At 70.7% G+C, this 13,244-nt stretch carries 10 protein-coding genes; 4 read left to right on the top strand and 6 right to left on the bottom strand.

Features of this window, described 5'->3' with window-relative positions; all coding sequences use genetic code 11:
• Positions 1 to 501, top strand: coding sequence for a transglycosylase SLT domain-containing protein (locus AB0898_RS23225; protein ID WP_366804886.1), 501 nt, complete (start codon positions 1 to 3; stop codon positions 499 to 501).
• Between the two features lie 42 nt (positions 502 to 543).
• On the opposite strand, the gene AB0898_RS23220 is transcribed toward AB0898_RS23225, so the two are convergent.
• The 3 genes from AB0898_RS23220 to AB0898_RS23210 all read right to left on the bottom strand — a co-directional run bounded on the left by AB0898_RS23220 (position 544) and on the right by AB0898_RS23210 (position 3,280).
• On the bottom strand, positions 544 to 1,383 hold the full coding sequence (locus AB0898_RS23220) for an HAD family hydrolase (RefSeq protein ID WP_366804885.1): 840 nt from the start codon (positions 1,381 to 1,383) through the stop codon (positions 544 to 546).
• Positions 1,384 to 1,733: 350 nt separating this feature from the next.
• On the bottom strand, positions 1,734 to 2,372 hold the full coding sequence (locus AB0898_RS23215) for a hypothetical protein (protein WP_366804884.1): 639 nt from the start codon (positions 2,370 to 2,372) through the stop codon (positions 1,734 to 1,736).
• A gap of 2 nt (positions 2,373 to 2,374) precedes the next feature.
• A complete protein-coding gene (locus AB0898_RS23210; protein WP_366804883.1) occupies positions 2,375 to 3,280 on the bottom strand; it encodes a nucleotidyltransferase in 906 nt (301 codons plus the stop codon).
• Between the two features lie 437 nt (positions 3,281 to 3,717).
• Here AB0898_RS23210 and AB0898_RS23205 point away from each other — a divergent pair, with 437 nt between their 5' ends.
• Positions 3,718 to 5,400, top strand: coding sequence for a CBS domain-containing protein (locus AB0898_RS23205; RefSeq protein WP_366804882.1), 1,683 nt, complete (start codon positions 3,718 to 3,720; stop codon positions 5,398 to 5,400).
• Between the two features lie 208 nt (positions 5,401 to 5,608).
• Here the strand turns inward: AB0898_RS23205 and AB0898_RS23200 are convergent, their stop codons facing one another.
• Together AB0898_RS23200 and AB0898_RS23195 are read right to left on the bottom strand one after the other, a co-directional pair.
• The gene (locus AB0898_RS23200; protein ID WP_366804881.1) at positions 5,609 to 6,814 is read right to left on the bottom strand and encodes an FAD-dependent oxidoreductase; all 1,206 of its coding nucleotides are present in this window, start codon (positions 6,812 to 6,814) and stop codon (positions 5,609 to 5,611) included.
• 172 nt (positions 6,815 to 6,986) lie between these two features.
• Positions 6,987 to 8,237, bottom strand: coding sequence for an ATP-grasp domain-containing protein (locus tag AB0898_RS23195; RefSeq protein ID WP_366804931.1), 1,251 nt, complete (start codon positions 8,235 to 8,237; stop codon positions 6,987 to 6,989).
• 351 nt (positions 8,238 to 8,588) lie between these two features.
• Here AB0898_RS23195 and fahA point away from each other — a divergent pair, with 351 nt between their 5' ends.
• Both fahA and AB0898_RS23185 read left to right on the top strand, forming a co-directional pair.
• A complete protein-coding gene (gene fahA, locus AB0898_RS23190) occupies positions 8,589 to 9,806 on the top strand; it encodes a fumarylacetoacetase (RefSeq protein WP_366804880.1) in 1,218 nt (405 codons plus the stop codon).
• Between the two features lie 335 nt (positions 9,807 to 10,141).
• Positions 10,142 to 11,080, top strand: a complete 939-nt coding sequence (locus AB0898_RS23185) for a M56 family metallopeptidase (RefSeq protein WP_366804879.1) — start codon at positions 10,142 to 10,144, stop codon at positions 11,078 to 11,080.
• 10 nt (positions 11,081 to 11,090) lie between these two features.
• Here AB0898_RS23185 and recQ read toward each other — a convergent pair whose 3' ends face one another.
• Positions 11,091 to 13,145 (bottom strand): DNA helicase RecQ, encoded by a 2,055-nt coding sequence (gene recQ / locus AB0898_RS23180; RefSeq protein ID WP_366804878.1) that lies wholly within the window; start codon positions 13,143 to 13,145, stop codon positions 11,091 to 11,093.
• Positions 13,146 to 13,244 lie beyond the last annotated feature (99 nt).

The raw sequence follows: 13,244 nt of genomic DNA, 5'->3' as shown, positions 1-13,244 counted from the left end.
ATGTCTGCTGCCGCTCAGCCGCGCCGTGCCCGCGCCCAGCGCGTCTTCCGTACGCTCGCCGTCACCGGTACCGGTGCCGCCGTGCTCGCGATCCCGTTCATCGGCGCCACCAGCGCCTCCGCCGCCCCCGCCGTCGCGCCCGCCGCCGCTCCGGCGGCCGTGACCACGCCGGCCGGGTACGCGAACAACCTCGACGGCTGGATCCGCGAGTCCCTCGCGATCATGGGCCAGAAGGGCATCCCGGGTACCTACAACGGCATCTACCGCAACGTGATGCGGGAGTCCTCCGGCAACCCGCGCGCCATCAACAACTGGGACATCAACGCCGTCAACGGCACGCCGTCCAAGGGTCTGCTCCAGGTCATCGACCCGACCTTCACGGCGTACCACGTGGCGGGCACCTCCCTCGACCCGTACGACCCGGTCGCGAACATCACGGCGGCCTGCAACTACGCCTGGCACCGCTACGGCTCGATCGACAACGTCAACGGCCCGTACTAGGCCGTAGGGGAACGTTTCCGGGGCGGGGCGCCCGTAGGGGATTCACCTACGGGCGCCCCGCCCGTCGTCCTGCCGGACGCCGTACACCCTCTCCAGCACGACCGCGACGCCGTCGTCCTCGTTGGAGAGGGTGATCTCGTCCGCGACCGCGCGCAGTTCGCGGTGGGCGTTGGCCATGGCGACGCCGTGGGCGGCCCACTGGAACATGGGGATGTCGTTCGGCATGTCGCCGAAGGCGATCGTGTCCGCGCGGCCGAGGCCCAGGTGCTCGGCGGCCAGGGCGAGTCCGGTGGCCTTGGTGATGCCGCACGGCTGGAGCTCCACGGTGCCGGGTCCCGACATGGTGACCGTGGCCAGCGAGCCGACGACCGAGCGGGCGGTCTCGGTCAGCTCGTCGTCGGACAGGTCGGGGTGGCGCAGCAGCACCTTGCTGATGGGCGCGCGCCAGAGGTCGTCACGCCGGTCCACCCGTACGGCGGGCAGGGTGGGGTGGGGCATCCGGTAGCCCGGCTCGATGAGCGTGAGCCCGTCCACCCCGTCCTGGTCGACCGCGGCGTACACCTGCCCGACCTCGGCCTCGATCTTCCCGAGCGCGGTCTCGGCCAGCTCCCGGTCCAGCCGCACGGACCACAGCAGGCTCCCGCTCCCCGCGTCGTACACCTGCGCCCCCTGCCCGCACACCGCGAGCCCGCCCGCCCCCAGCGACTCCAACAACCCCCGCACCCTCGGCACCGGCCGCCCGGTCACCACCAGATGCCGAGCCCCTTCTCTCACAGCCCCCGCGAGCGCCGCCCGCGACCGCACGGAAACCGTGTCATCACCGCGCAACAGCGTCCCGTCCAGGTCGGTGGCGATCAGTGCGGGGGCGGGGGGTGCGGCCATGATCAGAGAATACGGATGGGGGTGGTCTCCGACTCATCGGCGGGGTAAGGGAGTTGACCCCGCCCGGCTTGTCAGAGGCGGCTGAGCGGAGGGGCTGGTCGGGGATTGCCGAGATGCGACCGGGAGGCGAACCTGGGGGCCACACTCGGGCGGCGCGGGATGCGACCGGGCTGCCGGTGGACGCCACGGGCGGTTCCCGGTACGCGGTCACGTGTGACCGTGGGGCGCGGCCACCCGAACGGGAGCACCTGCAGCGTGCGGGGAGAGCCACGGTCCGTGGGCCGAGACGCACCCTGGCCGCCGGGCCGCCCTCCCGCACTCTGCCCGGCCGGCGGCGACGGTGGCTGTGGTCAAAGAGTGGTGTGCTCCGGGTCGGCAGACTGGGCTTCGGTAAAGGTGCTGTAGTCGGTGGAGCGGTTGATCAGGGTGAAGTCCATGTCGCCGGCGGTGAACCGGCTGGTGTAGTAGTGTCCGGCAGCCGCCCGGGGGGTCAGCCCCGTGACGGAGATCCGGCATGCTCCTTCGTGCCGGGGGCTTCGGTGCTGGTGCTCCGCTCGGGGCGTGTTGTCGTACAGGAACCCGATTTCAGCAGTACTGGAGATTTCGGGTGAGCCGATGGTGGCGTTGCTCGACCGCGAGGTGCTCTCCCTCGTGCGAAGCGTGGCGTGCAGGCTCCAGAAAGTCTGCTCGACCGTCATGTAGGTGACGATCGGGCCCCGGTTTCCCCCCACGGGTATTCGGCTGCCCGGACTCGGGGACAGCACCACGCGCCAGGTGCCGGCGACCCAGGGGCGACCGGTGAAGCGGTGAACGATGGGCCAGCGCCAGGCCCACTTGTCGAAGACGATGACGCTGTATCCGACAGCGGCCGGTATATAGGCGAACAGGTACCGGAACTGCGACGGGTACAGGCCCAGCAGGATCAGGACGACTGTGTACAGAGTGGCCGCGATCGTGGCGCCTGCGCGCATGGTGGTGGCGGTACTCATCGTCACTCCTCGTATCCAAGGTAGTGCAAAGCATTTTCGATCAGTGCTCGTGCGTCCTTCTCGCTCCACTTCTGACCTTCGCCGAACACCTTCTTCATCCCGTTCGGCTCCCGCATGCGCTGAGGACCGAAGAAGGACGTGATCTGCCGATAGACCTCCCGCAAGCTCGCACGGACCGCGGCATCGAGATCGCCGGCGAGGAGGACATGGTCCGACACGTTGTAGATCAGACACTCGGAGAAGTACGAGGGCAACGCCTTGATCACGCCCTCGGCCGCGAGGTCGTTCTCCACGTTCTTCAGGACCCGCACCACGAACTTGTAGCGCTGGTTGGTGTTGTCGTTCTTGGTGCGGCCATTGGCCAGCTGGAGCTCGGGCCAGTTGATGACCTTCTTGCCGTCACGTCCATAGACGACGCTCCCCACGTACTCACCTCCGGGCACCGTGGAGTCGTACTTCACCCACTTGAAGCACGGCACGACGTCGATACTGGGGCGACTGCCGACGACCTCCGGGACGTAGAAGGCGAGGTTGTGGTCCGCATCCACCCACCCGAAGTGGTTGGTGAGTGCCGCGTGGACCTGCTCACGGAGCGCGGCCTTAGTCCACGGCCCCCGGTACCTGGCGGGCTGGCCAAACCACCATTCCGCCACGCCGTCGGTGTGGATGGGGTCGTTGAGCTTCACCATGATGTCAACGTCGCTGTCACCGCGAACGTTGGTCTTGTTGGGGTACGAACCCTTCGCCGCGACCGTGATGTCGAGTGCCTGGAACGGCTCGTGCTGACTCACCGCGGCCCTCACCATGCGTTCGGCTCGCTCCAGCCGACGCTTTTCAGAAGGACCCGGCGGGCTCTTCCACTTGTTGATCAGAACGAGTCGCTGGTCATACGTCAACTGTCTAGCCATGAACCGCTCCTTACCTCGGACCGCGTGTACGGGGAAAGCGTAAGGACGGGGTCTGACAGCTGGACAACAGTCAATATCTGTCCGTTGCTGGGGCCATCGCAGCTACGGGTGGTCACGGATCCAGATGCGCTCCCATACTGAGAGTCGTATCCGTGGCGTCAACTGCTCGCCGCCAACCCAAGAAGCGCACACCAGCTGCGCCGCAGCTCGACCTCCGACAGCGCCCCCGAGCGAAGTCCGAACCTCACCCAACACGCAGAGGGAGCCCCGGTTGTCGCAGGCACTCGACGCCTGGATGACGAGACTGACCACCAATTGAAAGCAGCCCTGGCGTGCGCCAGGCGATGAAGTGAATTTCAAGGCCGCTCCCGGATCCCCTTTGACCGCCCAGGCAACGCCCACCGATAATCGCACGAGCAATCGGCATCGACAGCTTCTTGGGGGATGACGTGGTAAGGGCCTGGATGGTTCGCGCCGGCGCCGACGGTGAACGAGAGGATGCCTCACTCGGTGAAGGCCTCACGATCGCGGGCTGGCCGGAACTCGGTGACCTCACGCATTGCGTGTCCTGGGAAGGCCTCCGGGCCGAGATAGCCAAGGCATATCCCCGCGAGAGCCCCCGTGTCCTCAGCAACTGGCAGGGTCAGCTCTGGCGTTTTCGATCCGCCCTGACGCCCGGTGACCTCGTGGTCCTCCCACTGAAGGACGGCAAATTCGCCATCGGGTATGTCACTGGGGAATACCAGTACCGGGCTGATGCAGCGCCAGGCTTCCGGCACGTCCGCAGCGTCAAGTGGAACCGAAAAGACGTGCCCCGCTCCGAGATTCGAGCAGACTTGCGAGCCACGCTGGGATCACTCCTCACCGTGAGCGAATTGCGCCGTTTCGATGCGGTGTCCAGGCTCGCGGCGCTGGCTGACGGCAAGCCGGACCCAGGCAATCCCGATGCGCCCAAGGACCTCCGACTCCTGGACGGCGCTGCCGCCTTGGCCGAGAAGGTTGCTGAAGCACCCAAGGGTCGGACTATCGAACTCACCTTGCGCGACTTCCTGAGCATCTGGGACGTCGTGAGCCGCTCGTCCAAAGCCGTCACGGCCATCCGGAAAGACCTTGCGGAGTTCGGCCTCTCCACAGTTCCGCCGTTCACCGAAGTCCCGATCGATCGCACCATCCGCGTCATCCCCATCGGGCAGGCACCGGAAGCCGAGCGGCAGTCTCTGGGACAAGAGACAGGCACCCTGGAGCTCGAGAACGTAGAGCCTGACGATCCAGGACCGGAAATCCTCGACATCCAAGACACGCCGGCTGACGAGGCGACAGAGGCAGAGGACGACAGTGAGGAGGAACAGGACGGCGAGGAGGCAGAGGCTCCGTCGGCAGCGCCTGTAGTTGTCACCGTGGGGCGGCTGCCGTCAGCGCGCAGCGAGCTGAAGTCGGTCCGTCTGTCCGATCCGCTCACGCGGGCCGTGGAGTTGATGTCGGAGCACTCGTTCGACCAGCTCCCTGTCCTGGACGATGACGGGCATCTCCGGGGCTCCATCACCTGGCGGGAGATCGGGGCGACGAACCGTCCCGCGAATGCGGTTGTCAAGGACGCTGCCATCTTGAAGGTCCGGGCAGTAAGGACCGACGAGCCGATGGTGGACTGCCTGGCCGACGTAGCGGACCACGGGTGCGTGTTCGTGGTGAATCCGGACGGGACCCTGTCGGGCATTGTGACGGGGCATGACCTGGCGCACCGGTTTGAGCAGGAACTGCGCCCCTACGCGCTTCTGGAGGAACTGGAGCGTCGGCTGCGGCGGGCTCTGGCCGCCGCGCTGCGTCGAATAAAAGAGACGACCGGGGAATACGGGCTGCCGGGCGACCCCGCGAAGATCCAGAAACTCGCGACTAGTGGCATGAACTTCATCGACTACGTCAACTTGCTGAAGCGCCCTGACGTGTGGGAGGCAACAGGTTGGCAGTTCCCGCAGCAGAGCTTTGCCGAACGGATGGACCGGGTGAGGGCGATCCGGAATATGACGATGCACTTCCACGAGCTGGATGACGATCGCGCAAGTGCGGTCGAAGAGATCAGCATTGCCTTGAAGATGTTGAAGACGGTACAGCCTCAGGTCTGACAGCCGGAGCAGCTGCACGATCGACCGACAGGCGGTGACACGGTTCCGGGTGCCGTGCGAAGCGCGGCAGGGACAAGGCGATGCCTGACGACATCGCCGCCCGGCCGCGTGCCGGGCGGTCCCGCCAGCGAGGACAACACGGCACCGGGATGACAGCGTGCGTGGCCCCGCCGAGGGGCAGCCCAGCAGGGCTTCCACCCCGCGCGCCTCACCCGTGTGCCGCGGCCAAGTGTTTCGCCAGGCGGGGGGACGCGAATTGGGTGCCGCAGACGAAGCGCATGATGGGGCCGTAGGAGGAGGCGGCGGGGAGGCCGGTGAAGTAGAGGCCGGGGATGGAGGAGAGGTAGCCGGGGCCGAGGCGGGGGGTGCCTCGGGTGGTGGTGAGGCGGGTGCGGAGGGTGGGGCTGAGGAAGTCCATCGCGGAGACGTCGACGCGGTAGCCGGTGGCGGCGATGACGTGGTCGGCGGTGAGGTGTTCGGTGCGGCCGCCGTGGGTGCGGACCCGCAGGACGGGGGCGCCGTCCGACACGTCGGCGGACAGGACCCGTTCGACCTCCTGCACCTGCACCTTTCCCTCGAAGCGGTCGCGCAGCCACCACGCGCCGAGCGGGCCGAGGACCCGGCGGACGAGGGAGTGGCGGACGGGTTCGGGCAGGAAGCGGTAGGGGTCGGCGTGGTAGCTGAGCGCCCACAGGGACCAGGCGCGGCCGAACGGCGACTCCGGCCGGAAGCGGGGCTGCTCCCAGGGCGGCGCGCCGAAGGCCACCCGGCCCCGGCCGCGCGAGACGACCCGTACCCGCGCGCCCGCCTCGGCGGCCAGCGCGGCCGTCTCCAGCGCGGACTGCCCCGCGCCGACGACGATCAGCTCCTTGCCCGAGAAGCGGCCCAGGTCGTGGTGCTCGTAGACATGCGAGACGGGGGCGGTCGGGCCGAGCCCTGCGGACGCCGGGCCCGCCAGCTCGGGCGGCAGATGGGCGAGCCCCGAGAGCCCGGTCGCCACCACCACCGCGCGCGCCTGGAACGCCTCCCCCGAGTCCAGCTTCAGGTCGAAGCCCTCGCTCCCCCGCGCCCGCTCGACGGACACCACCCGGACCTGCTCCAGGCCGGGCACCAGCTTGCGCTGGTACCACTCCCCGTACGCGATGAAGGTCTCCACCGGGATGATGTCCTCGTCGGTGACCAGCCGCCGCACACCCGCCGCGTCACAGTAGTCCGCGAGGGTGTGCCCCGGCTGCGGGCAGTCCATGCTGGAGGCGGCGGGCGTCGACTTCAGCAGCATCCCCTCGGGCATGTGGTCGCGCCAGCTGACCATGGGGTCGCCGAAGACGCGGACGGGCAGCCCCCGCGCCCGCAGATGGGCCGCGGTGGACAGGCCGAACGGCCCCGCCCCGACGACTGCAACCGGTCGAATCACGAAGTCCCTCCCAGGACACGCTCGCGCCACCCTCGTGGCTGTGCCGCTTCGCCTTGCCGTCGCGCCTTGCCTCTTCGCGTCACCGCTTCACGGAGCGGGCGGTGCCGCCGCCGTTTCGTGGATCAGATGGTGCCGCCGCTTCACGGATCGGGCGGTGTCGCCGCTTCGTGGATCAGGCGGTGCCGCCGCGCCGGTTGGTCCGCCACAGCCCGTACAGGTGCTTCGCGCCCGGCCGCACGAACCGGGCCATCATGGTGAGGAACGGCATCGGGTCGTCCGCCGCGAGCCACGCCAGCTCGGTGCCGCTCGCCCGCGCGGGGGCGTGCGGCGTGGTGTAGCCGCTGCGGCGGTAGGCGAGGAGCGCGGGCAGGTCGATGTTCTCCACCACGTACCGGTTCCCGGAGCGCTGCGCGCCCTCGGGGACGGGCCGCCCGGTGAGGTTCAGATGCAGGGCGCGTACGACGTCGATGCCGGACTCGCTCTCGAAGAGCCGGAACTGCGCGCCCATCCGGGGGTTGAAGTCCAGGAGCTTGTAGCGCCCGTCGCGCCGGTCGAAGCGCAGGTCCAGGTCGATGACCCCGCTGAAGCCGATCTCCTTGATGAACCGCGCGGCGAGGTCGGCGAGTTCGGGATTGTCCACGACGTACGCGTGCGCCGTCATCCCCGCGTGCGGCGGCCAGGAGCGCACCTTGACCCCGGTGAACAGCGCGAGCGGACCCGCGTCGGCGTCGAAGCAGCCGTGCACGATCCAGTCCTCGGCGGACTCCCTCGGCAGATACTCCTGGAGGATGACGCCGGGGTCCTCACCCCAGTCGCGGGCGAGGTCGAGCAGGCCGGCGCGGGTGGCGATCCGGGTCGTGCCGCCCACGGCGGGCCGGCTGCGCCGTACGAACGCCTCGCGGTTCTTGGCCACCACCGGGAAGCGCGCCCGCTCCGCGAACTCCGCTATCTCGGCGTACGAGCGCGGGAACACCGTCACCGGGGTCGCGATCCCGTGCTCCTGGCACAGCTCGTGCAGCCCCTGCTTGCTGGCAAGGCGGCGGGGCAGCGCGGCCTCCACGCGCGGGAAGAGGAACGGCCCGGCCAGCGCCTCCTGGTGCTCCGCGATGAGGACGGCCGCCTCCTCGTCGGTCGGGATCAGGACCGTGGGCCGCCCGATCCGGCGGCCAATCCGTAACAGCCCCTCGACCAGGTGCTCCGGTTCCTCGGCCCCCGTCGTCGGCCAGACGAAGGCCCGCTTCAGATAACGGGAAGCGGCGGCCGGCGTGTACGCGTCCTCGGTGATCGCGTACATCGGCACGCCGAGCCTGCCGAGGCTGCGGATCGCGCCGACCCCGCCGTGATGCAGCGGATAGCCGCCGAACTTGACTATGAGACCTGGCACTTCACGGTCCGCCTGGACCGGCGCGCGGCTTCCGGCCACGGGTCGTCCCCCCACGTGTCCCCCCTTTGGACCGGACCCACCCCGCCCGTGTCCCCCAAGGACGCTAAGCCGGAACACTTCCCTCCGACAAGAGCTATTCGGACATTGCGAACTCTTTAGCCATGGGGCGGACAACTCCATGGCGGCCGTCCGAAACGGCCACGGAACCGCGCGCCGATCCGGTCGTCAAACGCTCGTCAATCCGCTCGTCAACGCGCTGCACAGTGCTGCCAAGACAGCCGTCCCGGCCGTAACGTGTGGGCCGACCACATGGATGGCCATACAGACCACTTGGATGGCCCTATGGATGGCCCCACCAGGCACGGTTCGGATGAGAGTGAGGCGGCACCCATGCCCCCCTTCGACGTCCCCGAGGGCGACCCCTTCGGCCCGCACAACCTTCCCTATGGCGTGTTCTCGCCCTCCGCCGGCGCCGAACGGAGGGTCGGGGTCCGGCTCGGCGACCGCGTGCTCGACGCGGGCGCGGTCGCGACGGCGCTCGGCTCCCCCGACGCGGACCTGCTCGCGCGGCCCACGCTCAACCCGCTGCTCGCCGCCGGACCGGAGGCCTGGTCGCGGGTACGGAACGCGCTGACCACCTGGGCCACGGACCCCGCCCACGCCGCCACCGTGGCGGCCCACCTCCACCCGCTGGCCGACGTCCGGCTCCACCTCCCCTTCGAGGTGGCCGATTACGTCGACTTCTACGCCTCGGAGAATCACGCCCGCAACGTCGGCCGCATCTTCCGCCCCGACGCCGCCGACCCGCTCACCCCCAACTGGAAGCATCTGCCCATCGGTTACCACGGCCGCGCGGGCACGGTCGTGGTCTCCGGCACGGATGTCGTACGCCCCTCCGGGCAGCGCAAGGGACCCGGCGACCCCGAGCCGGTCTTCGGGCCCTCCGTCCGGCTCGACATCGAGGCGGAGGTCGGCTTCGTGGTGGGCACGCCCTCCGCGCAGGGCGCCTCCGTCCCGCTGACCGCCTTCCGCGAGCACGTCTTCGGGCTGTGCCTCCTCAACGACTGGTCCGCGCGCGACATCCAGGCCTGGGAGTACGTCCCCCTCGGCCCCTTCCTCGGCAAGTCCTTCGCCACCTCGGTGTCGGCGTGGATCACCCCGCTGGCGGCGCTGGAGCACGCGCGCGTGTCGCCGCCGGAGCGGACCCACCCCCTGCTCCCCTACCTGGACGACTCCGTCCCCGCCGTCGAGCCCGGCGGCTACGACCTCCGCATCTCCGTCGCCGTCAACGGCCAGGTCGTCTCCGAGCCACCCTTCTCCACCATGTACTGGACCGCCGCCCAGCAGCTCGCCCACCTCACGGTCAACGGCGCGTCGCTCCGCACGGGCGACCTCTACGCCTCCGGCACGGTGAGCGGGCCCGCCGAGAACCAGCGGGGCTCCCTGCTGGAGCTGACCTGGAACGGCCGCGACCCCCTCGAACTCCCCGACGGCAAGCGGGCGTTCCTGGAGGACGGCGACGTGGTGACGCTGTCGGCGTGGGCACCGGGGGCGGACGGGACCCGGGTGGGGCTGGGCGAGGTGAGCGGGCGGGTCGTGGGGAGCTGAGCGCGGGGGCGGTGGGGGGAGTTGCGCGGGGCGCGGTGAGGGCGGTCGGGGGGCCGTGAGGGGAGTGGCGCGGGGCACGGTGAGGGCGGCCGGGCGGGGCGCGGTGACGGCGGCCGGGTGGGCTGAGACCGGGACGGTGGCGCGGGGAGTTGCGCGGACGCGATGACGGCGGCCGGGCCGGCTGAGATCCGGACGGCGGCGCGGAAGTCCCAACCGGGCCGTACCGCTTCCCCGTTCGGCCCCCGGGACGACTGACGGACGGCCCTCCCCGCGTCATACTGGCGTCACACGCACCACCGCCCCGCACCTTGGCCACCAGGAACCGGAGCCCCGGCATGACCGTCTGCCTGCTCCTGCTGAGCGCCGTCGCGCTGACGGCCGCGCTGCCCGCGCCCCGCGCGCTCGTCCGGGCCGCCTGGCCCGACCGGGAGCCGGTGGTGGCGCTGTGGGTGTGGCAGTGCCTGGTCGCGACCGTGCTGCTGTGCTGTCTGACCGCGCTGGTGCTGGGCGCGGCGGCCGTCTTCCACACCGTCCGCGACCATGTGTTCGCGCCCGCGCCGCCGGCCGTCACCGCCGCGTACGACCTCTCGGCCGCGCCGCCGTGGGCCGCCGTGCTCACGGTGCTGCTGGCGTCGGGGGCCGCCTGGACCACGGCCATGCTGGCGCGCGAGCTGACCGAGGTGCGGCGGCGGCGCGGGGTGACCCGGGCGCATCTGGACGAGCGGGCCCCGGAGCTGCCCGCCGGGCTGCCCTCGGGGCGCGGTCCGCTGCTGGTCCTGGAGGACGAGTACCCGGACGCCTGGTGGCTGCCCGGCCATCCGGCCCGCCTGGTCGTGACCACCGGGGCGCTGCACCGGCTCACCGACCACCAGCTGGACGCGGTGCTCACCCATGAACGCGGTCACGCCCGCGCCCACCACGACTGGCTGCTGCATCTGTCGAGCGCGCTCGCGACGGGCTTCCCGCGCGTGCCGCTCTTCGCCCACTTCCGCGACCAGACGCACCGGCTGGTGGAACTCGCCGCCGACGACACCGCCTCCCGGCGCTGCGGCCACCTCACCACCGCGCTGGCCCTGATCAGGCTGAACCAGCACCGGGGCGTGCTCTCCTGCGCCTCCAGCCGCCGGCTGCTCGGCGAGCGCGTGGACCGGCTCCTTCAGCCGCCGCCCCGGCTGCTGCGCAGGCAGCGCGCGCTGACCACGGCGGTGGCCGCGCTGGTCCCGCTGCTGCCCCTCCTGATCACGTTCGCCCCGGGGCTGACGGCGCTGGCGTGAGCGCGAACCACTAGTCCCAGAAGGGCTCTTCGTCGTCGCCGGGCCACAGGTCGTCGTGACCCGGTGCCGCGGCGGGCTCGGCGGCCCGGGCGGGTGCGGCGGACCGAGCCGGGGCAGCGGACCGTGCGGGCGCGGCGGCTGCCGCAGGCTCGGCGGCGGCCGAAGTCGCCGGTGCCGGCTGCCCGTTGAGCACCGCGAGCACCCCTTCCCCGTACGTCGCGAGCTTCTTCTCGCCCACCCCGCTGATCGTGCCGAGTTCACGGACCGAGGCCGGGTGGGCGGTGGCGATCTCGCGGAGGGTGGCGTCGTGGAAGATGACGTACGCCGGGACGCCCTGTTCCTTCGCCTGCTCGGCGCGCCAGGCGCGCAGGGCCTCGAAGACGGGGACCAGTCCGGCGGGCAGCTCGGCGGCCGCCGCCTTGGCCTTGCGCTCGCCCCGGCCGCCGGCGGAACGGGCGGCGGCGGGCCGCTTGGGCTCCTTGCGCAGCGGCACCTCCCGCTCGCGCCGCAGCACCGCGCCGCTCTCCTCGGTGAGCACCAGCGTGCCGTACTCGCCCTCGACCGCCAGCAGCCCCTGCGCCAGCAACTGCCGTACGACACCCCGCCATTCGCCCTCGCTCAGGTCCTCGCCGATACCGAAGACGGAGAGCTGGTCGTGGTCGAACTGGATCACCTTGGCGCTGCGCTTGCCGAGCAGGATGTCCACGATCTGCACGGTGCCGAACTTCTGGCCGCGCTCGCGCTGGAGCCGCACCACCGTGGAGAGGACCTTCTGCGCGGCGACCGTGCCGTCCCAGGTCTCCGGCGGGGTCAGACAGGTGTCGCAGTTGCCGCACGCCTCCGCGCCGGGCTCCTGGCCGAAGTAGGCGAGGAGCTGGCCGCGCCGGCAGCGGGCTGTCTCGCACAGGGCGAGCATCGCGTCGAGGTGGGCGGCGGCGCGGCGGCGGAAGTTCTCGTCGCCCTCGCCGGACTGGATCAGCTTGCGCTGCTGGACCACGTCGTTGAGGCCGTACGCCATCCAGGCGGTGGAGGGCAGTCCGTCGCGGCCCGCGCGGCCGGTCTCCTGGTAGTAGCCCTCGATGGACTTGGGCAGGTCGAGGTGGGCGACGAAGCGGACGTCCGGCTTGTCGATGCCCATGCCGAAGGCGATGGTGGCGACGACGACCAGGCCGTCCTCGCGCAGGAAGCGGGACTGGTGGTCGGCGCGCGTGGCCGCGTCCAGGCCGGCGTGGTACGGCACCGCGGCGACGCCGTTCGCGGTCAGGAACTCGGCGGTGCGCTCGACGGAGTTGCGCGAGAGGCAGTAGACGATGCCCGCGTCACCGGCGTGCTCCTCGCGCAGGAAGGCGAGCAGCTGCTTCTTGGGGTCGGCCTTGGGGACGATCCGGTACTGGATGTTGGGCCGGTCGAAGCTGGCGACGAAGTGGCGGGCCTCGGGGAGGTTCAGCCGCTGGGTGATCTCCTCGTGGGTGGCCCGGGTGGCCGTGGCGGTCAGGGCGATCCGGGGCACGTTCGGCCAGCGCTCGCCGAGCAGCGAGAGGTTCAGGTAGTCCGGGCGGAAGTCGTGGCCCCACTGGGAGACACAGTGCGCCTCGTCGATGGCGAACACGGAGATCTTGCCCCGGGAGAGCAGGTCGAGCGTGGCCTCCACGCGCAGCCGCTCGGGGGCGAGGTAGAGCAGGTCCAGCTCGCCGGCGAGGAACTCGGCCTCGACCGTGCGGCGCTGGTCGAAGTCCTGCGTGGAGTTGATGAACCCGGCCCGCACACCGAGGGCGCGCAGCGCGTCCACCTGGTCCTGCATGAGCGCGATCAGCGGCGAGACCACGACACCGGTGCCCGGCCTGACCAGCGCCGGGATCTGGTAGCACAGCGACTTGCCGCCACCGGTCGGCATGAGCACCAGCGCGTCACCGCCCGCCACCACATGCTCGATGATCGCTTCCTGCTCGCCCCGGAACGCCTCGTACCCGAAGACCCGGTGCAGCGCGCCCAGCGCCTCGCTCCTGGCCGCCCCGGCCTCCTCCGTCACCACTGCCATCCCACCGATACCGCCCGTCCCACTCATCGCCTGTCCCCCGTGCGCCGCGTCCCGACCACCGCATCCACCATAGGCGCCCGCGCCGACAGCCCCGGAAGTTATCCACAGGTTCACCCGGTCACACAC

The sequence above is a fragment of the Streptomyces sp. NPDC005435 genome, from assembly GCF_040703155.1.
Taxonomy (GTDB): domain Bacteria; phylum Actinomycetota; class Actinomycetes; order Streptomycetales; family Streptomycetaceae; genus Streptomyces.
This window is presented reverse-complemented; position numbering and strand designations above follow the sequence as displayed.

Coding starts and splice junctions, on each gene's coding strand:
- AB0898_RS23210 (WP_366804883.1), bottom strand. CDS start 3,280: ATGGCTAGACAGTTGACGTATGACCAGCGACTCGTTCTGATCAACAAG.
- AB0898_RS23220 (WP_366804885.1), bottom strand. CDS start 1,383: ATGGCCGCACCCCCCGCCCCCGCACTGATCGCCACCGACCTGGACGGG.
- fahA (WP_366804880.1), top strand. CDS start 8,589: ATGCCCCCCTTCGACGTCCCCGAGGGCGACCCCTTCGGCCCGCACAAC.
- recQ (WP_366804878.1), bottom strand. CDS start 13,145: ATGAGTGGGACGGGCGGTATCGGTGGGATGGCAGTGGTGACGGAGGAG.
- AB0898_RS23225 (WP_366804886.1), top strand. CDS start 1: ATGTCTGCTGCCGCTCAGCCGCGCCGTGCCCGCGCCCAGCGCGTCTTC.
- AB0898_RS23185 (WP_366804879.1), top strand. CDS start 10,142: ATGACCGTCTGCCTGCTCCTGCTGAGCGCCGTCGCGCTGACGGCCGCG.
- AB0898_RS23215 (WP_366804884.1), bottom strand. CDS start 2,372: ATGAGTACCGCCACCACCATGCGCGCAGGCGCCACGATCGCGGCCACT.